The 22,211-nt window shown below is 68.1% G+C and carries 21 protein-coding genes; 14 read left to right on the top strand and 7 right to left on the bottom strand.

The genetic code is table 11. The features are described 5' to 3' along the window. Positions 1-49: 49 nt before the first annotated feature. The 3 genes from ACT86A_RS04020 to ACT86A_RS04010 all read right to left on the bottom strand — a co-directional run bounded on the left by ACT86A_RS04020 (position 50) and on the right by ACT86A_RS04010 (position 5,169). Positions 50-2,317 carry a serine/threonine-protein kinase gene (locus ACT86A_RS04020; protein ID WP_445090682.1) on the bottom strand — a complete coding sequence of 756 codons (2,268 nt, stop codon included), beginning with the start codon at positions 2,315-2,317 and terminating at the stop codon, positions 50-52. A gap of 495 nt (positions 2,318-2,812) precedes the next feature. Beyond that, on the bottom strand, positions 2,813-3,796 hold the full coding sequence (locus ACT86A_RS04015) for a glutamate ABC transporter substrate-binding protein (RefSeq protein ID WP_445090603.1): 984 nt from the start codon (positions 3,794-3,796) through the stop codon (positions 2,813-2,815). Continuing rightward, positions 3,793-5,169, bottom strand: a complete 1,377-nt coding sequence (locus ACT86A_RS04010; RefSeq protein ID WP_445090602.1) for a GlnX family signal transduction membrane protein — start codon at positions 5,167-5,169, stop codon at positions 3,793-3,795. The genes ACT86A_RS04015 and ACT86A_RS04010 overlap by 4 nt, the downstream gene beginning before the upstream one ends. 267 nt (positions 5,170-5,436) lie before the next feature. Here ACT86A_RS04010 and ACT86A_RS04005 point away from each other — a divergent pair, with 267 nt between their 5' ends. Continuing rightward, a complete protein-coding gene (locus tag ACT86A_RS04005) occupies positions 5,437-6,123 on the top strand; it encodes an NUDIX hydrolase (RefSeq protein WP_445090601.1) in 687 nt (228 codons plus the stop codon). Between the two features lie 9 nt (positions 6,124-6,132). Here ACT86A_RS04005 and thiE read toward each other — a convergent pair whose 3' ends face one another. After that, a complete protein-coding gene (gene thiE, locus ACT86A_RS04000; RefSeq protein ID WP_445090600.1) occupies positions 6,133-6,831 on the bottom strand; it encodes a thiamine phosphate synthase in 699 nt (232 codons plus the stop codon). A gap of 57 nt (positions 6,832-6,888) precedes the next feature. Here thiE and thiO point away from each other — a divergent pair, with 57 nt between their 5' ends. Genes thiO through ACT86A_RS03985 form a run of 3 tightly spaced genes read left to right on the top strand, consistent with a single transcriptional unit; the run spans position 6,889 to position 8,976 of the window. Continuing rightward, a complete protein-coding gene (thiO, locus tag ACT86A_RS03995; RefSeq protein WP_445090599.1) occupies positions 6,889-7,962 on the top strand; it encodes a glycine oxidase ThiO in 1,074 nt (357 codons plus the stop codon). Next, on the top strand, positions 7,959-8,177 hold the full coding sequence (gene thiS / locus ACT86A_RS03990) for a sulfur carrier protein ThiS (protein ID WP_445090598.1): 219 nt from the start codon (positions 7,959-7,961) through the stop codon (positions 8,175-8,177). Before thiO ends, thiS begins: the two co-directional genes overlap by 4 nt. Next, the gene (locus ACT86A_RS03985) at positions 8,170-8,976 is read left to right on the top strand and encodes a thiazole synthase (RefSeq protein WP_445090597.1); all 807 of its coding nucleotides are present in this window, start codon (positions 8,170-8,172) and stop codon (positions 8,974-8,976) included. Before thiS ends, ACT86A_RS03985 begins: the two co-directional genes overlap by 8 nt. Positions 8,977-8,983: 7 nt before the next feature. Here ACT86A_RS03985 and ACT86A_RS03980 read toward each other — a convergent pair whose 3' ends face one another. Next, a complete protein-coding gene (locus ACT86A_RS03980; RefSeq protein ID WP_445090596.1) occupies positions 8,984-9,457 on the bottom strand; it encodes a DUF6194 family protein in 474 nt (157 codons plus the stop codon). Positions 9,458-9,520: 63 nt separating this feature from the next. Between ACT86A_RS03980 and ACT86A_RS03975 the strand changes: the two genes are divergently transcribed. Together ACT86A_RS03975 and ACT86A_RS03970 are read left to right on the top strand one after the other, a co-directional pair. Continuing rightward, positions 9,521-10,240, top strand: a complete 720-nt coding sequence (locus ACT86A_RS03975) for a MerR family transcriptional regulator (protein ID WP_445090595.1) — start codon at positions 9,521-9,523, stop codon at positions 10,238-10,240. A gap of 122 nt (positions 10,241-10,362) precedes the next feature. After that, complete coding sequence (locus tag ACT86A_RS03970) at positions 10,363-11,814, top strand: MDR family MFS transporter (protein WP_445090594.1); 1,452 nt, start codon at positions 10,363-10,365, stop codon at positions 11,812-11,814. A gap of 72 nt (positions 11,815-11,886) precedes the next feature. On the opposite strand, the gene ACT86A_RS03965 is transcribed toward ACT86A_RS03970, so the two are convergent. Continuing rightward, on the bottom strand, positions 11,887-12,186 hold the full coding sequence (locus tag ACT86A_RS03965) for a hypothetical protein (protein WP_445090593.1): 300 nt from the start codon (positions 12,184-12,186) through the stop codon (positions 11,887-11,889). A 236-nt stretch (positions 12,187-12,422) separates the two neighbouring features. On the opposite strand from ACT86A_RS03965, the gene ACT86A_RS03960 reads away from it, so the two are divergent. The 6 genes from ACT86A_RS03960 (at position 12,423) to ACT86A_RS03935 (ending at position 18,225) form a co-directional block, all read left to right on the top strand. After that, entirely contained in the window at positions 12,423-13,118 is a 696-nt protein-coding gene (locus tag ACT86A_RS03960) for a helix-turn-helix domain-containing protein (RefSeq protein WP_445090592.1), read from the top strand. Between the two features lie 106 nt (positions 13,119-13,224). Continuing rightward, positions 13,225-14,217 carry an ABC transporter ATP-binding protein gene (locus ACT86A_RS03955; RefSeq protein ID WP_445090591.1) on the top strand — a complete coding sequence of 331 codons (993 nt, stop codon included), beginning with the start codon at positions 13,225-13,227 and terminating at the stop codon, positions 14,215-14,217. Beyond that, a complete protein-coding gene (locus ACT86A_RS03950) occupies positions 14,217-14,978 on the top strand; it encodes an ABC transporter permease (protein WP_445090590.1) in 762 nt (253 codons plus the stop codon). The genes ACT86A_RS03955 and ACT86A_RS03950 overlap by 1 nt, the downstream gene beginning before the upstream one ends. A 447-nt stretch (positions 14,979-15,425) precedes the next feature. Further along, the gene (locus ACT86A_RS03945) at positions 15,426-16,238 is read left to right on the top strand and encodes an adenylate/guanylate cyclase domain-containing protein (protein ID WP_445090589.1); all 813 of its coding nucleotides are present in this window, start codon (positions 15,426-15,428) and stop codon (positions 16,236-16,238) included. A 78-nt stretch (positions 16,239-16,316) separates the two neighbouring features. Beyond that, complete coding sequence (locus ACT86A_RS03940; protein WP_445090588.1) at positions 16,317-16,901, top strand: GNAT family N-acetyltransferase; 585 nt, start codon at positions 16,317-16,319, stop codon at positions 16,899-16,901. A gap of 154 nt (positions 16,902-17,055) precedes the next feature. Continuing rightward, positions 17,056-18,225, top strand: a complete 1,170-nt coding sequence (locus tag ACT86A_RS03935) for a cytochrome P450 (protein ID WP_445090587.1) — start codon at positions 17,056-17,058, stop codon at positions 18,223-18,225. Between the two features lie 204 nt (positions 18,226-18,429). On the opposite strand, the gene ACT86A_RS03930 is transcribed toward ACT86A_RS03935, so the two are convergent. Further along, the gene (locus ACT86A_RS03930) at positions 18,430-18,711 is read right to left on the bottom strand and encodes a CG2302 family histidine operon protein (protein ID WP_445090586.1); all 282 of its coding nucleotides are present in this window, start codon (positions 18,709-18,711) and stop codon (positions 18,430-18,432) included. Between the two features lie 64 nt (positions 18,712-18,775). On the opposite strand from ACT86A_RS03930, the gene ACT86A_RS03925 reads away from it, so the two are divergent. Beyond that, complete coding sequence (locus tag ACT86A_RS03925) at positions 18,776-20,491, top strand: acyclic terpene utilization AtuA family protein (RefSeq protein ID WP_445090585.1); 1,716 nt, start codon at positions 18,776-18,778, stop codon at positions 20,489-20,491. A gap of 121 nt (positions 20,492-20,612) precedes the next feature. After that, positions 20,613-22,211 (top strand): acyl-CoA carboxylase subunit beta, encoded by a 1,599-nt coding sequence (locus ACT86A_RS03920; RefSeq protein WP_445090584.1) that lies wholly within the window; start codon positions 20,613-20,615, stop codon positions 22,209-22,211.

The raw sequence follows: 22,211 nt of genomic DNA, 5'->3' as shown, positions 1-22,211 counted from the left end.
TGTCCGACTGTCGGTGGCCGGGCCGAAGACCGCGGCGGCGGATCATGTGTCAGATCCAGCTTTTCGCGCGAATCGCGTTGGCCAGGTCGATCAGGGCGTAGCGGTGTTTGCGGTTGGGTGCCCGCCGCGCCAGCGAACGCAGCCCGGCCTCGGTGCCCACCCTGAGGTGATGTTCGGTGAACGGCGCGCCGAACAGCACCGCGTCGGGGCGCTTCGGGGTGTTGCCCGCTTGCAGCCAGGCCAGTGCCGCGCCGAGCACCAGCACCCGCATCTGCGCCGCGCGGCTCTCGCCTCTCGGCAGGCTCGATACCCGCGCCGCCGAGATATGCAGGGTGGACTCCTCTAGTTCGGCCACGGGCACGGTGGTCAGCAGGAACAGCACGGCGGTCATCCGCGCGGTGGTGAAATGCCGCGATGCCGCGGGCACGGCGTCGAGCGCCTGCACGGCGTCGGTCACCCGGCCACTGGCGGCCAGCTGCCTGGCCAGCCCGAAGGCGGCGCTCACCACGGTGCGGTCGGTGCGCCAGACCGTCTCGTACACCTGCTGCGCGTAGCCGAGCCATTGCTCGGGATCCGGCGAATCCCACTGCTGGAGAACGAGTTCAGCGGTCGCGGCGAGCGCGAGTTTGGGGGCGATCTCGCCGGGGAGCAGCTGGATGACCTCGTCGAAATTCGCGAAAGCACGCTCGAAATCGCGGTCGAGCAGTTCGGCCATGCCGCGATACCAGCGGACTCGCCATTCACGCTCGGGCAGGCGCGCCAGCAGGTCCAGCGCGACGGCCGGCTCGCGCAGGTCGATCCGCACCCGCGCCTCAGTGAGAGTGAGTTCCAGCTCCAGACTGTCCGGGGCGCCGGCGGGATCGGCGGCGGCCTGCTCGCGTGCGTTCCGTAGCGCCTCGAGCGCCTGCCACGGTTCGGGATGCACGACTGCCGTGAGCAGCGGCGCGCTCGGGTCGGCCGGGTCCAGCAGGGGAATCGGCAGCGCCGCCACCACATCGTCGGCGTCGAGCCGACTGCTGCGGGAGCGGCCGTCGAGGTAGGCGTCGGTCTGGCTGATCAGTTCCTCGGTGCCGAAACTCGCCCGCGGCGCCGTGAAGACGGCGGACAACTGCGGGTGCTCGGTATCGGACTCCAGCGCGAGGATCTCCCGCAGCACTCCCGCCAGCTGGGTGGACATCGCGCGGGCGGAGGGAAAGCGGCGTTCCGGGTCCGGGTCGGTCGCGCAGAGCAAGAGTCGATGGAAGAACTCATAGCGCGCCAGCACCGGCTCGTCTGCGGGGTCGGGGAGGCCGTCGAGATAACGCCCGCGCTCCGCCGGCATATGCAAGGTGAGCACGGCGAGGGTGCGGCCGACGGTGTAGATGTCCGAGGCGACGGTCGGGCCGGTCCTGGAAATCTCCGGCGCCTGGAATCCCCTGGTGCCGTACAGGTTTCCGTATGCTCCGATGGCGGCGACCGCCCCGAGGTCGATCAGCTTGACCTGATCGTCGGTGACCATGACGTTGTCCGGCTTGAGATCGTTGTAGGTCAGACCGGTCGAGTGCAGATACTCCAAAGCGGGCAGGATCTCCAGCAGATAGGCGATCGCTTCGGTAACCGGCATGCGATGCGGGCGTTCGTAGCCGTCGAGGATGTCGCGCAGCGAACGGCCGCCCACATATTCCATGACGATGTAACCGACCGGCGTGCCGTCGGCGCCGGGGTGCTCCACGAAGTTGTAGATCTTGACGATGCTGGGATGCGCTACCTCGGCCAGGAATTGGCGTTCGGCCATCGCCACCGCCTGTGCTTCGGCGTCACCGGTGTGCAGCAGGCCCTTCAACACCACCCAGCGGTCGCTGACGTTGTGGTCGATCGCCAGGTAGATCCAGCCGAGTCCGCCGTGCGCGATGCAGCCCTGGATTTCGTACTGCTGCGCCACCATGTCGCCGGCGCGCAATGTCGGCCGGAAATCGAACGGGGCCGCGCAGGTAGAGCAGCTGCCCGCGGTGGTAGAGGGCCGGATCGGCGTCGCCCGGCCGACCGGTTTGCCACAGCGCCAACAGAAGCGCCTGCCCTCGGATACCACCGGGTCGGCGAGCACCGCGTCGCGCGGATCTGCCGGTGGCACCGCCGGAATGGGCACCAGGCCCGCGCCGAGCCGCCGCACCGTAGGGCGGCTCCGCGCGGTGCGCACACTGCGTCCCGTGGTGCGCAATGGCGCCGACGGGCCCGGCCCCGAATCCGGCCGACGCGAGCCGTCCTGCGGTGCACCCGATTCGCCACGCGCGAGCTCGGTTGCGGGGCCTTCGTTTGTGGGCCTGCGGCCCGCTGACATTCTCGTCGCCACGTTGGTCTGATCGCCCGCGGGGGGTTGCTGTGCGGTGGCCGATGGGTCGCCGGAGTCCGATTTCGATGTCCATACAGCCGTGTTCGAGCTGCTCTCCCGCTGGTCGACGTGCTGGCGGGTAGCCTCCGTGCCCGCTTCGGCGGCCCCTGCTCCCAGTTCGGCCGAATGTGCTTCGTAATTGTCGCGAGCGGGTGTTCGTGGTTCCGGGACGCCGGCGATCGGGTCGTAGGTGTCCGATCCACGGCTCCATGCCACTGTGCCGAAGCTGGATTCCGGACGGGTTTCCCGCGAGTCCTGTTCGCCTGTCCGCTGTGTTCGGACCGCCGTCACGTCCGGGTCGGGGTCGGGTTGCTCTGCGGCTGTCGCTGGATGACGCTCGACGGATCCGACGGTCCCGCCCTGGAGCGAACCGGCCGGACCCGGCCGGCCCGTGGTGCTTTCGTCCGGGTCGGGCTCGGAGGCAGGCCGTGTGCTCATCGCGCGTCAGTCCTGGTAGCTGGGCGCAGGTGGCGCGGGGACCGGGCCGAGCGCGGTGAGATATTGCTGGTACAGCCGAGCCCAGGTGCCGTCGTTGCGGATCCGGTCCAATGTGCCGTTGACGAAGCGGACGAGATCGTCGTGTCCTTTGGGGATGCCGATCCCATAGGGCTCCGCACTGATGCTGGGGCCGACCAATTCGGTGTACGGGTCCTGCGCGGCCAGGCCGGCGAGCAGCGCGTCGTCGGTGCTGACCGCGTCGACTTGGCGCTGCTGCAGGACCACCAGACAGTCGGCCCAGGTGGGCACGGTGAGGATGGTCGCGGCGGGTTGCAGACGGCGCATATGGTCCAGTGAGGTGGTGCCGGGCACGATGCACACCCGTTTGCCCGCCAGATCGCCCACACCGCCGATACCGGAGTTCTTCATCGCGAGTACCCGCTGATTCGCCTGAAGATAGCTCGTGGAGAAGGTCGCCAGCTGACGTCGCTCGCAGGTGATCGTCATGGTCTTGGCGACCAGGTCGACCGTGTGATTCTCCAACGCGCCCTCGCGCTCGGCCGAGCCGAGGCTGCGGAATTCGAGCAGGTCCGGGCTGCCGAGCAAGTCACGGGCGATCTCCCTGGCGATGTCTGCGTCGAAACCGACGACCGAGCCGGAAAGCGGGTCGCGGTAGCTGAACAGGTTGCTGCCGGTATCGAGGCCGACGAGCAGCCTGCCCCGGGCCCGGATCGCGTCGATCACCGGCCCGCGCGCGGCGGCGCCCGACCCCGTTGGCCGCAGACTGCGGGTCGGGTCGCCGCATTCCGGTGTGTCAGGCGACGGCGGAACCGGCGAATCCGTCAACACCGGTACGGCTTTGGCGGGCAGCGGAGGGCGGGTGTAGTCGGGCGTTCTGGTCGCAGGCGGCGCGCTCGCCTCGCTCGCACAGCCGCTCGCCAGCGCCGCCACGACGAGGACGACATACAGAATGCCGCGCGGAAACCTCATCGGTACTCCCGAAGCCGGGGCCAAATGCCGAGTCCGACACAGCCTGCCGCCACAATGCCGAGCACCATCGCTGCTGCCCCCAAGAAGTCGAGCACCCGGGCCGCCTGCGAGATCTCGCCGCGCAGGGTGTCGCGCGTCTGGGTGATGCCCTGCTCCAGCGCACGGTCGAGTGCCTCCACCTGAGCGGTGGCGTCCGCGGAGCCGGGACCGGTCGCCACCGTGGCCGCGCCGTTGAAATCGCCCTTGGCCAAAGCGTCGTTGATGCGCTGATGCGCTACCCGCCAACGGGCCAGCGCCGATACGGCATTGCGCATGTCATCGATGGCGGGGGCGGATGCGGGGTAATGGCCGATCAGATCGGCCAAGCGCTCGACATCCGCGTCGAAGGTGCGGTCGTAGTCGCCGGTCGCGTCCCGGCGTACCAGCTTCAATGTCTCCGCGGCCCGTGCCTGCTGGGTGAGAATCCGGCTCTCGGTCAGCCGCGACGACGGAACCGCGCCGTCATCGCGGGCGTTGATCATCGACGCCGCCGACACCGAGCCCGCGATCACCGTCCACGCCAACAGGATCAGCATCGCCCCCGAGGCGAGCAGCAGGCCGGGATTGAGCACCCGGCGCCAGCGCCGCGCCAGATCCCGCTGCACCCAGACCGATACGCCGAGGGTGAGGATCAGCAGGCCGATGGCAGGCCAGGGTGGGCGTACGTGATCGCGCTGCGCGGCGGTCACCGCGGCGGAGCGGTGACTCTGCAGTTCCTCGGCCATGGGTAGCAGCGTCGTCTGCATCTGGTTGGAAGCCTCGCTCAAATACGCGGCCCCGACCGGATACCCGATGCGATTGTTCGTCCGTGCGGTCTCCACCAGCCCCGAGTACACCGGCAGACCGGTCACTATGCCGACGCGCAGCTGGGCATCCGAATCGCCTGTCGGGTGCGGCCCGCCGGCGTGGTCGGATCGGGTCACCAACTCCGCGGCCGCCTCGCCCATGGCCTGGCTGTAGCGATCGCGCACTGCCTGCGGCTCCAGTCCGCCCGCGATGAAAGCAGTGCTCGCGGCGGCGTCGGCGATCGAGAGCGAGGTATACAGCCGGTGTGCGGAGTGTGCGTCCGGTTCGGTGTCGTAGAGCAGCACGTCCAGGCCCTGCTGTCGGTCGCCGACCATCGTGGCGGTCACCGAGCCCGCGGCCAGGCACAGGCCGATGAGCAGCAGCCCGAACGCGATCAGCCGCCCCGGTGCGGAACCGGCGAACGAACGCAAGCCGGCCAGGTCGAGACGTTCGCCTACCACGGCGACGCCGAGCCCGCCGAGATCGTCCCGGTCGACGGGCACCGACGACAGCCGGAGTTCGGCCGTCGTCGGCTCGGTGCCGGCCATGTCCACCTCCCCAGGTCGGTCCGCGTGCGCGGATTTCGCACAGTCGGACCGGACGTTCGATCGCCCCGCGCGTATGGGTGCGGAGTTTATTGTGGACGTATAAGCGCCGCGGCGCGTGAAACACCCCCGATTGGGAGCAGGGCGGGCGGTTGCCCGGCCTTTGTGCGGCTGTCTTCGCTCCGTGTGGCGCGGCTTGTGGACCGACTTCGGGTCCGGCTGCGTCATTGCGGGGCGAGCACGGTCGTAGCTGGACGAGGATGGTACAAGATGCGTGGTGACGGCGACGGTTGGTCGCACGGTCCGGATGGATTACGGCATTGGGGCCGCTTCGGCGCCGCCGGACTGCTGCTGCGCGCACCGCTGGCCGACGGCGGCTCGGCGGTGCTGCTGCAACACCGCGCACCATGGAGTCACGAGGGCGGGACTTGGGCGTTGCCCGGCGGTGCGCGCGACAGTCACGAGACGCCTGAGCTCGCCGCGGTCCGCGAGGCATGGGAGGAAGCGGGCATCGATCCTGCCGATGTCCGGGTGCGCGGCGCGCGGGTGACCGCATCCGCCGTCAGTGGCTGGACCTACACCACGGTCGTCGCCGACGCGGTCACGGCGCTGCCGACTATTCGCAATCGGGAGAGCACCGAGCTGGCCTGGGTCCCCGAACACGAGGTCGGCAGCCGTGCGTTGCATCCCGGTTTCGCCGCCTCCTGGCCCACCTTGCGGGCCGAGCCGGCGCGTGTGTTGCTCGATGAGGTCGACCAGGCGGTGGCCGCCGCGCTGCCGCGCACGATCGACCACGCCGATCTCGGCTTCATCTGGTTGCATTCGGACCCCGATGGGCCGGGTGACTACGCCACGGTCGTCGATGAACTGGGCGTTCAGACCGCCGAGTCGACGTCCAACGGGAACACCGCGGTGGCGACCGCGCTCTCGTTCACCCGAGGGCAACTGCTTTCCTGATAGCGCTGCCTACGCGTTCGCCAGCAGCGCCGTTTTCAGTTCCCGTGCCGCGGCTTCCGGGTCCCTGGCCTCGGTGATCGCGCGCACCACCACGACGCGCGTCGCCCCGGCTTCCAGCACTTGTGGCAGGTTGTCCGCGTTGATCCCGCCGATCGCGAACCAAGGCCGGGTCGGGTGGGCATCGGCGGTCGAGCGGACCAGTTCGCATCCCGCCGCCTGCCGGCCCGGCTTGGTCGGGGTCGCCCAGATCGGACCGGTGCAGAAGTAGTCGATGTGCTCGTCGATCGCGGCGAGCCCGGCTTGCGCGCGGTTGTGCGTGGATCGCCCGATCACCACATCGGGGCCGAGAATCCGGCGCGCGTACCAGGGCGGGAGATCGTCCTGCCCGAGATGCAGCACATCCGCGCCGGACGCCAGCGCGATATCCGCGCGATCGTTCACCGCGACGAGCGCACCGTGCCTGCGCGCGGCCGCCTTCAATTCGGCGAGCGCGCCGAGTTCGGCCCTGGCTTCGAGGGGACCGAACTTCGCTTCGCCGGGCGACCCTTTGTCTCTGAGCTGGATGATGTCGACTCCGCCCGCGAACGCCGCCTCGGCGAACCGGGCCAGATCGCCCTTCTCCCGGCGTGCGTCGGTGCAGAGGTACAGCCGCGCGTGTGCCAGACGCTCGCGCGGCGAGGCAGGTCGGTTCGGGTGGGAGGGTTGCACGCCTTCGACCGTAGCCGCGCTACCGTGGGGATGCGAAATAGGAGGCAGGTGGAGCGGATGCGGACTCTGGCGGTCGTCGGTGGCGGCGCCATCGGCCTCGCCGTGGCCTGGCGGGCCGCCGACGCCGGGTGGTCGGTCACCCTGCTGGATCCGGCGGTGGCCGGCGGCGCCTCCTGGGTCGCCGGCGGCATGCTCGCACCGCTGTCGGAGGGCTGGCCCGGGGAGGATCGGGTGCTCGAGTTCGGCGCCGCCTCGCTCGCGCGCTGGCCCGAATTCGCCACTCGGCTCGAAGCCGCGACCGGGGTCTCGGTCTTCGTCGCCGACGCGACCATGACCGTCGCGCTGGACGCGGCCGATGCCGCCGACCTGCGCACCGTGGCCGACTGGGTCGGCGGACGCGGCCATGAGCTGCGCATCCTGGACCGCGCCGGCGTCCGCGAGCTGGAACCCACGCTGGCCCGCTCGGTGCGAGCCGCGCTGCTCGCGCCCACCGAACCCGCTATCGACAACCGCGCGCTCGTCACCGCGCTACGTCGGGCCGCCGAGGCCGCCGGGGTGGTGGTGCGCGCGGAATCCGTCGACTCGCTGACGGAACTCCCGCACGACCAGATCGTGCTGGCGGCGGGCGCCGCATCGGCCGAGCTGTGGCCCGGACTGCCGGTCCGTCCGGTCAAGGGCGAGATCCTGCGCCTGCGGCGGCGGCCCGGGGTCGCTCCCGCGCCACGGCGGGTGATCCGGGCTCGGGTGCATGGCAGGCCGGTGTACCTGGTGCCGCGCGCCGACGGGATCGTCGTCGGCGCCACGCAATACGAGGCCGGTTTCGACACCGCGGTTACCGTCGCGGGCGTGCGGGACCTGATCGCCGACGCGGAAGCGGTGTTCCCCGGCATCGGCGAATACGAGCTCGCCGAGGCGAGCGCCGGGTGCCGGCCGGGCAGCCCGGACAACCTGCCGCTGATCGGGCGGCTCAGCGACCGGATCATCGCGGCCACCGGGCACGGCCGAAACGGGATGCTGACCGTGCCGATCACCGTGGACGCGGTGGCGAGCCTGCTCGGCGGAGCAACGCTGCCCGAAGCGGAAGCCGCCGACCCGCAACGTTTTTCGACGACTGTAGGAGGAATCCGATGACGCTGTCATCCGTCCCCGTCGGTGTCACGGTCAACGGTGACGAGCATGAGTTCGCCGAACCGCTCACCGTGCGCGAGCTGCTGGAACGCCTCGGCCTTCCGTGCAAGGGTGTTGCGCTCGCGGTGGACGGGGCGGTGTTCCCGAGATCACGCTGGGACGAACCGGTCGGGCGTGGCTGGCAGATCGAGGTGCTGACGGCGGTTCAAGGTGGCTGAGAGCTCGGCCGGGTCGCGGCGTGCCGGGTCGCAGCGTTCGGAGGCCGATGCCCCGCTGCGGATCGGCGATCGTACGTTCGGCTCCCGTCTGATCATGGGAACCGGCGGCGCGGACAATCTTGCCGTGCTGGAGGAGGCGTTGATCGCCTCCGGCACCGAACTGACCACCGTTGCCATGCGGCGGATCGATGCCGCGGGTGGTACCGGCGTGCTGGACCTGCTGAAGCGATTGGACATCACGCCGCTGCCGAACACGGCGGGCTGCCGCACTGCCGCCGAAGCGGTGCTCACCGCACAGCTGGCGCGCGAGGCGCTGGACACCAACTGGGTGAAGCTCGAGGTGGTCGCCGACGAACGCACCCTGCTGCCTGATCCGATCGAATTGCTCACCGCCGCTGAACAACTCGTCGACGACGGTTTCGTGGTGCTGCCCTACACCAACGACGACCCGATCCTGGCCCGCCGTCTGCAGGACGCGGGTTGCGCGGCGGTCATGCCGCTCGGCGCCCCCATCGGCACCGGCCTCGGCATCGGCAACCCGCACAACATCGAAATGATCGTGGCCGCCGCGAACGTCCCGGTCATCCTGGACGCGGGTATCGGCACGGCTAGCGACGCCGCCCTCGCCATGGAACTCGGCTGCTCGGCTGTGCTGTTGGCAACCGCCGTGACCAGGGCGCGTCGCCCCGAATTGATGGCATCCGCCATGGCGGACGCGGTCCGCGCCGGGTTCGCGGCGCGGCTGGCCGGACGTATTCCCAAGCGGTTCTGGGCCCAGGCGTCCTCTCCGGCGCTGTAAGTCCTTGTCAACTGCCGGTTGCCCCGGCCCGCCGCTCGAAGCGGGAGCGTGCGGTCTGGTAGGCCGTGTGGAGCAGTTCTCGGGTTGTGTCATCGCAGCGCGGGCCCGGATTCACCACCGCCAGCCAGCCGGCCGCGCCATAGACGGGATGCGCGATCACGGTGTCGAGGGTGCTGGGGTCGATGTCGGCGGCTGGTTCACGGGGTGTGCGGCCGGTCCACTGGACGAAGGCTTCCTTTCCGGCGGCGACATTGACGCGGAACGTATCTGGACGGTCCAGGCGGGAGCCGGCGTCGCCGGGGTAGTCCTTCGTCACGATCGTCGCGAAGGGTTGAGTCGTCTTCGGCACTTCCCCGCTCGGTGCGTAGTAGAAGAAGGTGTCGCCCCAGCTGATTTCGGGGGAGCCGTCGCCGGGTTCCGGGTGGAAAGCCAGAACTCCGTCCAGGCCGGATACGAACTCGATGATTTCGTCGATGGTCATGCGCTTCAGCGTTTCATTAATGTGCTTGTGGAGACTTCGAGACGGAAATCCAGGAGCGGCGGGGTGTCAACTCTCAACTCGGGCATGCGCACAGTTGATGTCGCGCGACATACCGGCTATTCCGTGCAGCAGATCCGTAACCTCGAGCGGGACGGCGTGCTGCCGACGGCGCTGCGCACCACCGCGGGTTATCGCAGGTATGGCGAGATCCATCTGCGCTGCGCGCTGGCCTATCGGGCACTGGCGGTGGGTACCGGTCCCGTCGAAGCCAAGCGGATCATTCGCGCGGTGCATGTGCGTCCGATCTCGGAGGTGCTCGACCTGCTGGACGCCGTACACGCCCGGCTCGATCGTGAGCGTGTGGACCTCGCGCTTGCCAAGCGGGCGGCCGAGGCGATCGCCGCCGAGCCCATCGCGGACGTGCGCGCTTCGGATACGATGAGCGTGTCCGAACTCGCCACTGCACTCGGAGTGCGCCCCTCGACCTTGCGGCATTGGGACGCCGAACGGCTCGTCGTTGCGAACCGCGTGGCCGCGCGCGGAATTCGGCGGTACTCGCCGGCCCAGGTTCGGGATGCGCGGATCGTTCACCAGCTGCGCCGCGCCGGATACCGCATCGACACGCTCCGGGCCTTGATGACGGACCTGCCGCGCGGAAATCGATCCGAAGACGTCGCAGCCGCGCTGGCGGCCCGGGACGCGAGCATCACGGCCCGCTCCCGCGCTCTGCTCGATGCCGCCGCCGCGCTCAGTGCCGTGATCACGCTCGCGGCGAATCTCTGAAGTCTCCACGACCAGCATGTACCCACGCCGTTCGATAACCGCGTGCCCGACCAGCTGGCGCCGAAATATTCCGGGCGGGAATAGCTGCGGCCGGGACGCGTTGCTTCCGGGGGGCCAGTGATGTGCGGGAGAGGGGTCGGTCGGTGGCAACCGAGGCAATGAAGTCGTCGGAGTCGTCGGAGTCGTCTGTCGGTCTGCGATCCGATCGAGGTGCGATCCTCGCCTCGCTGATGCTCGCGACGGGGCTGGTCGCGCTCGATTCCACCATTATCGCGACCGCGGTGCTCACCATCACCGACAGCCTCGGCGGATTCTCGCAATTCCCGTGGTTGTTCTCGATCTATCTATTGACACAAGCGGTTACGGTCCCCGTGTACGGCAAGGTTGCCGATACGGTCGGACGCAAACCGGTAATCCTTTTCGGCATCGCGGTTTTCGCGCTCGGCTCACTGCTGTGCGGTGTGGCGACGAGCATGTTGGGGCTGATCATCTTCCGCGCGGTGCAGGGCATCGGCGCCGGCGCCATCCTGCCGATGACCATGACCATCGCCGGAGATCTGTACACCCTGACCGAACGCGCCAAGGTCCAGGGCTATCTGGCCAGTGTGTGGGCGATCTCGTCGGTGGTCGGGCCGATACTGGGCGGACTGTTCGCCGAATACGTCAGCTGGCGCTGGATCTTCCTGATCAATATTCCGCTGGCCGCACTCGCCGGGTGGATGCTGGCGCGCAGCTTCGAGGAGAGCACGCAGCGGCGCCGACAGCGCGTCGACTATCTCGGTGCGGCACTGCTCACCGTAGGCGCCGGGGCGCTGATTCTCGGATTGCTCGAAGGCGGACAGGCCTGGGCCTGGTGGTCGCCGCCCGGCATCGGCATCTTCGTCGGCAGCGCACTCGTGCTGGCGCTGTTCGGTCTGGTGGAGCGGCGGGCCGCAAATCCGATTCTGCCGCTGTGGGTTTTCACGCGACGGGTCATTATCGCCAGCAGCCTGGTCTCGGTCCTGGTCGGCGCGATCCTGCTCGGCATGACCTCGTATGTGCCGACTTTCACGCAGGGCGTGCTCGGCACCGGGGCGCTGCTGGCCGGTCTCACCGTCGGTGCGCTCACCCTCGGCTGGCCGCTGGCTGCCGCACAGGCCGGAAAGGTCTACCTACGCATCGGTTTTCGCGCGACCGCGCTGATCGGCAGCACCCTGGCCACGGCAGGCGCCGCGACCACACTGCTGATCGATGAAAACTCCACGCTGATCCAGATCGCCGCTTCGTGTTTCGTGATCGGTACCGGCATGGGCCTGGTCGCCACACCCACCCTGATCGCGGCCCAGACCACCGCGGAGTGGTCCGAACGCGGCGTGGTCACCTCGGCGAATATGTTCGCCAGGTCCTTGGGCAGTGCGGTTGGTGTCGCGATATTCGGCGCGATCGTGAACTCGCGCGTCGGCGATACCGACCATCCGGCGCCGGCATTGCTGTCCTCGGCGGTTCATCTGGTTTTCCTCGCGATGGCCGCGATGGCCTCGGTGATGGTGATCGCATCCGCGATGATGCCGCGCCGAGGTACGAACGCCGCCTAGCTGAGTTGAGCCTGCGCCGCATCGTTGCCCCCACTGGGACGCAGGAAACCGGAGGACCCCGGTTTTCGTTCCCTACCGCTGCTGTTCCCGTGAGGCGTCCGGCACCATGCGCCCAGCGTCGATCAACGCTTGCCGTGCTGCCGCTTTCCGTGGGCAGCCGTCGGCGCGGCAACCGCGATGGCGCTGCATGGTGGCGTGTGCTTCGGGCACGCTGAGCGGGTGTTCGGGTGCCTCATGTGGCCAGCCGGTGGGCTGGTGTCCGGGGTTGGTCTGGGTGGCGCGTTGGGCTCGCCATTCGGCCTGCACACGGTCGATGATCGCCTGTGGTGATGTCTCGTCCGGTTCGGCGTTGCGCCACCAATCGAACCCCATCGTGCACCCCTGTCACGTTTCGCTGTGGTTGGTAGGCACCCGGCGCCGGGGAGTTCGAGACTCGACCCGGCGCCGGGGCCACCCTCAGATTCGGTCAACGGCTCTTGTCCCTGCGATGACGGAACAGGCGTCAATTCGCCACTATTCGAGGCGACATTTAGGCGTCAAAGAGTTACCGTGGCGACATGGCAGCCACACCGAACACGGCCCTACGCGCAGCTCGGAACGCGCGTCTGATGAGCCAGGACGACCTTGCGCGGGCGCTGCGGGCCGCCGGATGCGCCAGCGCCACCAAACGCCTTGTCCAGCGCTGGGAATCCGGCCTGACCGCTAACCCACGGCCCTCGCACGCGCGGGCACTCGAACAGGTCATGCGGTTGCCGATCGAGTCTCTCGGCTTCGGTGCCGTGATGGCCGGCCGAAACCTATCCGGTGGCGAGGACGGGACCGTGGTCGACTCGGCAATCGGTGACGTCGCACCTGAGCAGATCGCGACCGCGCGGCGGTCGAGGATGCCGGGCAACTACTCGGGCATCTGGCTGTCTCGGTATGAGTACTACTCGAGCGGCCGAGACGCGACGTTCACGGCCGTGCATCACGTCGTGGTGTTGCAGCACGACAACCGCTTGACCGTGCGCAGCTTGCCGAACTCCGCGCAGTCGTCCATGGAGATGGACCTCACGGTAGACGGACACGTCGCCACCGGCACATGGAGCGAGCACACCGCGCAGGACGGTTACTACCGCGGCGCGCACTATCACGGCGCAATCCAGCTGCTGATCGAGCTGACCGGCGCGCGCATGGCGGGCAAATGGGTCGGGTTCGGCAAGAGCTTCGAAATCAACTCCGGCCCGTGGGAACTGGTTTTGCAGGACTCCGCGACGTCCAAGGCCGCTATCGACGCCTACGACCGACCGCCCGACGTGGCCTGATCGGCGAGTGGTCAGCCCGGACGGCTCGCTGTCATCCTCGAGGATGAGAGAACTCGCCACCTTTTTACGGACGTGCGCCGCCGTGTTTTGCGGAATGCTTGACAGCATGATCGAGCTGAGAGGGCTGACCAAGCATTACGGGCAGACCGTCGCGGTGCAGGATCTGACCTTTACCGTGCGGCCGGGACAGGTTACGGGCTTCCTGGGGCCCAACGGCGCTGGTAAGTCGACCACCATGCGGATGATTCTCGGGCTGGACAAGCCCACCGCGGGTACCGCGCTGATCGACGGCAAGCCCTACCACGAGCTGGACCATCCGCTGCGGGCCGTGGGCGCGCTGCTGGACGCCAAGTGGGTGCATCCGAACCGGTCGGCGCGCGCCCATCTGGAGTGGATGGCCGCGTCCAACGACATCCCCAAGTCGCGAGTGGCGGAGGTGCTGCGGTTGGTCGGCCTATCGGAGGTGGCGGGCAAGTCCGCGGGCGGGTTCTCGCTCGGCATGTCGCAGCGGCTCGGTCTGGCGGGCGCACTGCTGGGCGATCCGCGGGTGCTGCTGTTCGACGAGCCGGTCAACGGCCTCGATCCGGAGGGCATCCTCTGGATCCGCCGCTTCATGCAGCGACTTGCCGCCGAAGGCCGCACGGTGCTGGTCTCCAGCCACCTGCTCTCGGAGATGGCGCAGACCGCCGAGCACCTGGTGGTGATCGGTCGGGGCAAGCTGATCTCCGATTCGACCGCGCAGGAGTTCATCGAGCGCGCTTCGGAGCAGACCGTGCGGGTCCGCAGCCCGCAGCTCGACCAGCTGCGCAGTGCCCTCACCTCGAACGGCATGACCGTACGCGAGGACGGCGCGGGCTCCGACGGCCCCGCGCTGGTCGTGGCGGGCGTGTCCAGTGACGTGGTCGGCAAGCTGGCGGCCGCGAACGAGATCACGCTGTTCGAGCTGGCCCCGCAGCGTGCCTCGCTGGAGGAGGCGTTCATGCGGATGACCGGTGGCGCCGTGCAGTACCACGGCGAAGGTTTCGATCCGGCCGAGGCGACGGGCCCGGAGGCGGCAGCAGGCGCCGCGCCCTACACGGCGATGGGAGGTGCGCTCTGATGGGCGTGCTGGCAGCGGAACGAATCAAGCTCACCTCGACCAGGTCGCCCTGGTGGTGCTCGGCGATCGTCGTGGTCCTCGCGCTCGGCTTCGCCGCCCTGCTCGCCTGGGTGGCGCGGACGACCGCCGGCGAGGAAGGCGCGATCGACCTGACCGTTTCCACCGCCACGGCCGGGATCAGCGGCTTCGGCGTGATGGTGCTGATGATCATGGCGACATTGAGCGTGACCAGCGAATACCGCTTCGGCATCATCCGGACGACGTTCCAGGCCACGCCGCATCGCGACCGGGTCATCCTCACCAAGGCCGGGTTGATCGGCGGGTACGGCGCGGTGCTGACCACCGTGCTGGTGTTCCTGGCCTACCTGCTGGCCAAGCTGCTCGTCGGCCCGGCCGCGGGCGCGAACCTGACCCTGTCCAGCGGGGAGGACTGGCGCGAGGCCTACGGCCTGCCGGTCTACGCGTTCCTGTGCATTCTCCTCGCGGTCGGCGTCGGCGTGCTGGTGCGGCAGTCCGCCGCCGCGATCTCGCTGGTCGTGCTGTGGCCGCTGCTCATCGAGGGCCTGCTCGGTGCGTTCGGGAGCTTCGGCCGAAACGTCACCCCGTTCCTGCCCTTCGCGAACGCGAACCACTTCTTCAGCGCCGGCCCGTCCACCGCCAATTGGCACTGGGGGCCGTGGGGGAGCCTGCTCTACTTCGCCGCTTTCGTCGCGATCGTCTTCGGTGCGGCCCTGATCACGGTGAACCAGCGCGACGCTTAGCCACACAGCAGTCCAGCGCGGGAGCCACCCGAGTCGCCTTCCCTCGCCACTCGGGTTGGGGAGCGCCGACCTTGTCGAAAGGTCCGGGGCTCCGCCCGCCGCCCGCCACTGCCCGGCGGACGGTGCGGTGATCGGCCCGGTGCGAGTCTTCGCGCCGGGCCGATCAGCTTTGTGCACGGCAGTGTGTGAACATCCCGCAAACTGTGGCGCCCGCGGCTTTCGAGACCTGTTCCGCTCCGAGTAGCCTCGATGCGGCAACCAGCTCGTTATCATCACGGAGCCCGACGGCGTGCTCGATGACGTTCACCGCGGAGGTGCGAGATGGCGATTACCGCGAACCCGCCGACGGCAGATCGGCTGAGCTGTCCTCGGGACGGGAGTGAAATACCGTCCGGCGGCGCCGAGTCGGCGTCGGAACCGGAGGCTGATGGCGACATACCGCGCGAAATGGTCCTTCCGTTGGGCGGATCGCGTTGTGGCCAGCTTTCCGCGCTGGTGAATGCCACTATTCAGCGCGCCGACCTGATCGGTGTGCTGCGAAAGGCCCGTGAGCAGCTACCTGGCGATCCGGCTTTCGGTGATCCGCTGTCGGTTTCGGGGCCGGGCGGTACACGGGCGGTCGCACGGGCGGCGGACAAACTGGTGGGCGATGCCCCCAGCGCGGCCAGGGAAATCGGCTTCGGCGCCTTGCAGGTCTGGCAGGCGATACGCGAGCGAATGGGCCGCGAAAAAGATAACCAAGAAATAACTGTGATGTTCACCGACCTGGTGGCGTTCTCTCGCTGGTCGCTGTCGGCCGGTGACGAGGCGACCCTCGAATTGCTGCGTGAGGTTGCCAAGGCTATCGAGCCGCCGATCGCCGAGTGCGGCGGGCAGGTGGTAAAGCGCATGGGCGACGGCGTGATGGCCGTGTTCCCGTCCCCGGACCGGGCCGTACGCGCCGCCGTCACCGCCAAGGTCAACCTGGCCGACGTGCAGGTCCGCGAATATCGCCCGCGGATGCGAATCGGCTTGCACACCGGCTCCCCGCGCGAGATCGGCGGCGACTGGCTCGGCGTGGATGTGACGATCGCGGCGCGTGTGATGGAGGCGGGTGGCAACGGGAGCACCATGCTGTCCGAAGCCGCGTTGCGCGGACTGCGGCCCGAGACGCTGGACGAACTCGGTTGCGCGGCCGAGCGGCATCGCCGCGGCTTTTTCGCGGCACCGCTCAGCGGGGTTCCGGACGATCTGCGAATCTTCCGCCTGTCGAAGAACTAGCCCAAAACTCGAGCTAGCCGCCGACTCTCGGGCCGAGATGATTTCGGCAGGGCACGGGTATTGTGGGGGAGGCTGACCATGGACGATGCTCTGCAAATACCGCATCTGAGAGCCGCCGCAGACTTGGAACTGCGCCCGTGGTCGTTGTCTGCGGCAGACCTCGAGCTTGTCAGGGCAGCCTCTGCCGACGACCTGATTCCTATAACCACGGCGCCGGCGACCTTCTCGCGCGAGGCCGCAGCGCGGTTTGTCGAACGCCAGTGGCAACGAGCGACCGATCGAACCGGATACCCGATGGTGATCGTCCGGCGACGGGACAACACACCACTGGGAAGTATCGGCCTGTCGTTGAAGGACATCGACGAAGGCCGCGCATCGCTCGACTACTGGGTGGTCCGCTCTGCCCGCGGCCATGGCGTCGCCGCGCATGCTCTGGCGGCGATGGCTACCTGGGCGCTGGAAGAGCTGCATATCCCACGGCTACAGCTCTATGTGGAACCTTGGAACCGCGCTTCGATCCGCACTGCGGAGAGAGCCGGTTTCGAATGCGAAGGGCTCCTCAGATCGTGGCAGAAGGTCGGCAATCGACGCCGCGACATGTTCATGTACGCGCGGGTGGCAACGGGAACCCTCGCCGAGGAGGATCGGGTTTGCACCGGTTAGACCTCAGGTCCTCGCCTCGTGGTCGACCTCCATGGCCTCGCTTGTAAAATTGGTCGCGACTACGCTTGATCTGCGTTTGTACGCGCAGCCGTGGATAAATCCGCTCGAAAACATCTGATGAATCGCTTCACCCTCTCGATGAGAGGACCGTCCGATGGGTTTTGCAGAAATGCGCCGGTTCCGGCGCGATCCGTTGGGTTTCCTCGAGAATCTGCGCCGGACCAGCCCGGTAGAGGTATTCGGGCTGCCGTGGGGCGGGTGGTGTGTCGGCGATACGGGTCTGGCGCTGACGGTGTTGAGTGACCGCGCTTTCAATGCGGGGAAGTCCGGGTTCTTCGGTTCTATGCTGCCTTCGCGGTCTGCTCAGGTCGATTTCGGCCGCGCGGTGCGCGCGTTTCTACGGACGCGTACGCCCGAGTATCGCCAGTCCCTGGCGGCGGCGGTGATCGAAATGCCGTCGGTCACCCGCTGGCCCGCAGCGGGGGTCGAGCTGGTGTATCGGTGCACCGCGGACGTGTTGCTGCACCCCGATGGTTCTCCCGAGTTGCGGCAGTTACTGGAGCGAAATGCACGCGTGGGCGCGCTTCGCCCGGCCCGAATGGCGCAGCGGGCGCGGGCGCAGCTGCTGCGCGCCAAGCTGTCTACCGCGCTGAACGAGCAGATCCGGGACCGGCGCAGCGCCACCGGCCGCACTGCGGAAGCCGAACCACGGGATCTGCTCGATGCCGTGATCGGTGCCTGTCCCGACGGCGTCGCCGATACCACGGTGGCGCAGCTGTATGTGCTGATGTTCCGGTCCATTGTGGGACCGCTGGGTTACTCGCTCGCGTGGTCGGTGCTGCTGGGCAGTCTCCACTCTCCCGGCTCACCCTGGCCTTGGCCCGTCGACTGGGTGGTCCGTGAGGCCCTGCGGCACCGGCCGGTCTCCTGGATGGTCAGCCGTCCCGTCCCCTATCCCGCCGAGTTCGGGGGGATCGCCTTCCAGACCGGCGACCTGCTGTCCGTCAGCCCCTACCTGCTCCATCACGACAACGAACACTGGACCAGACCAGGGGCATTCCAACCCGACCGCTGGATTCGACCGAGCGAACACGGCCCATTTGTGCCCTTCAGCTCCGGCCCCTTCACTTGCGCCGGCGCCGCGGTCGCCCACGATCTGGTCACCGATGCAGCCACCACCCTCATCGAGAACACCTCGCTGCGCGTCATCGGCGGCGGTGACACCCGCCCGATCGTGACCAATGCCGCGATCCCTAGGCCGTTCACCCTGCGGCGTACCCCACAAGCCCTGTCCGCGCCCGACCGAGCCCCAGGAAGGAGGTGACATCATGATCAAGGCATTGCGGTTCATCATCACCAACAAGCCGACCCGTACCTGGAACCCCGCTCAATACGGATGATTCTGCTACCGGCTGGATGGCTCGACCAACGCCGAAACCGACACCGCGTATCGAGCGGTTTTCAGCTGCTCGCAGCCGTGCAGGCGGAGCTGGGTATCTTTAGGCGGCTGCACGCCTTCGCCCGGCCCTCAACCGAGCCACCAGGCCAGCGCGCCGCCCGCCGCGAGAGCGGCGCAGACCGCGAGTGCTACGGATAGCGGCCGGGCGGTTTTCCAGGTGGTGAAGGCACCGCCGATCAGGAATCCGGACAGTGCGAACAGAACGATCACGGTGACGTCGCTGGACACCGTGCCCATCTTGCTCCATGCGGCCAGGTCAGCGTGGCGCGGGTCAGGAAGGCGGGTGATGTGGCGGGCAATTAACAAGCGCGCGTGCTTGCTTTTTTCTGGCTCGGGTGTGATGCTGGTCACGGAACGCGGGCTCTACGGATGCGGCCCATCCTGACGGTTCGCCGCACAGGAGGGATTCCTGCTGATGAGTATGCTCGCCGCCAACCCGGCCGTGCTCCGGATCGGCAACTGTTCCGGCTTCTACGGGGACCGGCTCAGTGCCATGCGCGAAATGCTCGAAGGCGGGCAGCTCGACGTGCTCACCGGCGACTACCTCGCCGAACTCACCATGCTGATCCTCGGCCGCGATCGGATGAAGGACCCGAGCCGGGGCTACGCGAAGACCTTCGTCGAGCAGATCGAGGACTGCCTCGGGCTCGCGCTGGAACGTAAAGTACGCATCGTCGCGAACGCGGGCGGCCTCAACCCCGCCGGTCTCGCGGAAAAACTGCGCGCGGTCGCCGCGGATCTCGGACTGGACGCGAAAATCGCCTACGTCGAGGGAGATGACTTGGTCGCGCGTGCCGGTGAACTCGGCTTCGGCGCGCCGCTGACCGCAAACGCCTACCTCGGCGCATGGGGCATCGTCGAATGCCTGAACGCGGGCGCGGACATCGTGGTCACCGGCCGCGTCACCGACGCGTCGGTGGTCGTCGGCCCGGCTGCGGCGCACTTCGGTTGGGGCCGAAGCGATTACGACCAACTGGCGGGCGCGGTGGTGGCCGGTCACGTCATCGAATGCGGCACCCAGGCCACCGGCGGCAACTACGCGTTCTTCACCGAACTCGCCGACCTGGGCAAGCCGGGCTTCCCGATCGCCGAAATCCACGCCGACGGCAGCAGTGTCCTCACCAAGCATCCCGGCACCGGCGGCGCGGTCACCGTGGACACGGTCGAAGCCCAGTTGATGTACGAGATCCAGGGCGCCCGATACGCCGGACCCGATGTGACATCCCGCCTGGACACCATCCGGCTCGACCAGGCCGGACCGGACCGGGTGCGGATCAGCGGCGTCGCCGGTGAGCCGCCGCCGCCCCGGCTCAAGGTCGCGCTGACCACCCTCGGCGGTTTCCGCAACGAGATGGAATTCGTGCTCACCGGCTTGGATATCGAGGCGAAAGCCGCTCTGGCGCAACGTCAGCTGGAGTCCTGGCTGCCCGCCCGTCCGGCCGAGCTGACCTGGACGCTGGCTCGGCTGGACCGGCCGGACGCCGAGACCGAAGAGCAGGCGAGTTCGCTACTGCGCTGCGTTGTCCGCGACCCCGACCCGAACAAGGTGGGCCGCGCGTTCTCCAACGTGGCGGTGGAGTTGGCATTGGCCAGCTACCCGGGATGCAGCTTTACGACCCTGCCGGGCAACGGATCCCCCTACGGTGTGTTCACGCCAGGATTCGTCGACGCCGCGGAGGTGGCGCATACGGCGGTGCTGCCGGACGGCGCCCGCGTGGAGATCAAGCCGCCCTGTGGCACGACCGAACTTATCGAGGTGGCCGATCCGCCCGCCCCACAACCGCTGCCTTTCGGCGAGACCCGCAGGGTGCCGTTGGGGACGGTCGTGCTGGCCCGCAGTGGCGACAAAGGTGGCGACGCGAACGTCGGAGTGTGGGTGCGGACCGATGAGCAATGGCGCTGGCTGGTGCATACACTCACCGTCGCCTGCGTCAAAGAGCTGCTTCCCGAGGCGGCTTCGCTCACTATTACCCGGCACGTGCTGCCCAACTTGCGGGCGCTGAACTTCATCATCGAAGGGCTGCTCGGTCGAGGCGTGGCTTACCAGGCTCGTTTCGACCCGCAGGCCAAGGGACTCGGAGAATGGCTGCGGTCCCGTCACCTCGACATCCCCGTGGAGTTCCTCCCATGATCGGTCAGGCCCGGCGCGAATCCGAGATCGAGCGGCGATATCGGGATATGCGCATCCTGGGTATCGGCGGTGCAAGCGAGATCCGCACCGGACCGGCGGCGAAACGATTGGGGTACCAGTCATGACCATTCTGCGAACCGCGCTGGATACCGGGTCGCCCGAGTATGTTTCGGCTGCCGAAGCCATGACCGCCAAGCTGGTCGAGGTCGAGGCCGAGTTCGCCAAGGCCATCGCAGGCGGTGGACCGGACAAGCTGGCCCGGCACCGCAAGCGCGGCAAGCTGACCGCCCGCGAGCGCATCGAACTGCTCGTCGACGAGGACTCGCCGTTCCTGGAGCTGTGTCCGCTGGCGGCCTGGGGCAGCGAATTCCACGTCGGCGCGAGCACGATTGCGGGCATCGGGGTCGTGGCGGGTGTCGAGTGCATGATCGTCGCGCCGGACCCGACCGTGCGCGGCGGCACCTCGAACCCGTGGACGCTGCGCAAGACCCTGCGCATCAACGACATCGTGCGGGAGAATCGGCTGCCGGTGATCTCGCTGGTGGAATCGGGCGGCGCGGATCTGCCCACGCAGAAAGAGGTCTTCGTGCCCGGCGGCCGGATGTTCCGCGACCTCACCCAGGCGTCGGCGGCGGGCATTCCGACGATCGCGCTGGTATTCGGCAACTCCACCGCGGGCGGCGCCTACATCCCCGGCATGTCCGATCACGTGGTGATGATCAAGGAGCGCTCCAAGGTGTTCCTCGGCGGGCCGCCGCTGGTCAAGATGGCTACCGGTGAGGAGTCCGATGACGAATCGCTCGGCGGCGCCGACATGCACGCGCGGATCTCGGGTCTCGCCGACTACTACGCGCTGGACGAGCAGGACGCGATTCGCATCGGCCGAGCCATCGTCAAACGGTTGAACTGGCGCAAGCAGGGTCCCGCGCCGCGTGCCGAGGTGATCGAGCCGCGGTACGACCCCGAGGACCTGCTCGGCATAGTGCCATCGGACCTGAGGATCCCGTTCGACCCGCGCGAGGTGATCGCCCGCATCGTGGACGGGTCGGACTTCGACGAGTTCAAACCGCTCTACGGCAGCAGCCTGGTCACGGGATGGGCCGAGCTGCACGGGTATCCGATCGGCATTCTGGCGAACGCGCGCGGTGTGCTGTTCTCCGAGGAGTCGCAGAAGGCCACTCAGTTCATCCAGCTGGCCAACAAGACCGACACCCCGCTGCTATTTCTGCACAACACCACCGGCTACATGGTCGGCAAGGAGTACGAGCAGAAGGGCATCATCAAACACGGCGCGATGATGATCAACGCGGTCGCCAACTCGAAGGTGCCGCACATCTCGGTGCTGATGGGCGCGTCCTACGGGGCGGGGCACTACGGCATGTGCGGCCGGGCCTACGATCCGCGTTTCGTGTTCGCCTGGCCCAGTGCGAAATCCGCGGTCATGGGTGGAGCGCAGCTGGCGGGCGTCATCTCGATCGTCGGCCGGGCCGCCGCGCAGGCGAAGGGCGTGCCGTTCGACGAGGAGGCCGACGCCGGGATGCGTGCCATGGTAGAGGCGCAGATCGAGGCCGAGTCGCTGGCGATCTTCATGTCCGGACGGCTCTACGACGACGGCGTCATCGACCCGCGTGATACCCGGACGGTGTTGGGGATGTCCTTGTCGGCCATTCACAACGCCCCGATCAAAGGCGCCGAAGGCTTCGGCGTCTTCCGAATGTGA

The organism is Nocardia glycosmidis (assembly GCF_052545115.1).
This window is presented reverse-complemented; position numbering and strand designations above follow the sequence as displayed.

Coding starts and splice junctions, on each gene's coding strand:
- ACT86A_RS04005 (WP_445090601.1), top strand. CDS start 5,437: ATGCGTGGTGACGGCGACGGTTGGTCGCACGGTCCGGATGGATTACGG.
- thiO (WP_445090599.1), top strand. CDS start 6,889: ATGCGGACTCTGGCGGTCGTCGGTGGCGGCGCCATCGGCCTCGCCGTG.
- ACT86A_RS04020 (WP_445090682.1), bottom strand. CDS start 2,317: ATGTCAGCGGGCCGCAGGCCCACAAACGAAGGCCCCGCAACCGAGCTC.
- ACT86A_RS03925 (WP_445090585.1), top strand. CDS start 18,776: ATGAGTATGCTCGCCGCCAACCCGGCCGTGCTCCGGATCGGCAACTGT.
- ACT86A_RS03940 (WP_445090588.1), top strand. CDS start 16,317: ATGGACGATGCTCTGCAAATACCGCATCTGAGAGCCGCCGCAGACTTG.
- ACT86A_RS04010 (WP_445090602.1), bottom strand. CDS start 5,169: ATGGCCGGCACCGAGCCGACGACGGCCGAACTCCGGCTGTCGTCGGTG.
- ACT86A_RS04015 (WP_445090603.1), bottom strand. CDS start 3,796: ATGAGGTTTCCGCGCGGCATTCTGTATGTCGTCCTCGTCGTGGCGGCG.
- ACT86A_RS03920 (WP_445090584.1), top strand. CDS start 20,613: ATGACCATTCTGCGAACCGCGCTGGATACCGGGTCGCCCGAGTATGTT.
- ACT86A_RS03945 (WP_445090589.1), top strand. CDS start 15,426: ATGGTCCTTCCGTTGGGCGGATCGCGTTGTGGCCAGCTTTCCGCGCTG.
- thiS (WP_445090598.1), top strand. CDS start 7,959: ATGACGCTGTCATCCGTCCCCGTCGGTGTCACGGTCAACGGTGACGAG.
- ACT86A_RS03955 (WP_445090591.1), top strand. CDS start 13,225: ATGATCGAGCTGAGAGGGCTGACCAAGCATTACGGGCAGACCGTCGCG.
- ACT86A_RS03960 (WP_445090592.1), top strand. CDS start 12,423: ATGAGCCAGGACGACCTTGCGCGGGCGCTGCGGGCCGCCGGATGCGCC.
- ACT86A_RS03980 (WP_445090596.1), bottom strand. CDS start 9,457: ATGACCATCGACGAAATCATCGAGTTCGTATCCGGCCTGGACGGAGTT.
- ACT86A_RS03965 (WP_445090593.1), bottom strand. CDS start 12,186: ATGGGGTTCGATTGGTGGCGCAACGCCGAACCGGACGAGACATCACCA.
- ACT86A_RS03935 (WP_445090587.1), top strand. CDS start 17,056: ATGGGTTTTGCAGAAATGCGCCGGTTCCGGCGCGATCCGTTGGGTTTC.
- ACT86A_RS03950 (WP_445090590.1), top strand. CDS start 14,217: ATGGGCGTGCTGGCAGCGGAACGAATCAAGCTCACCTCGACCAGGTCG.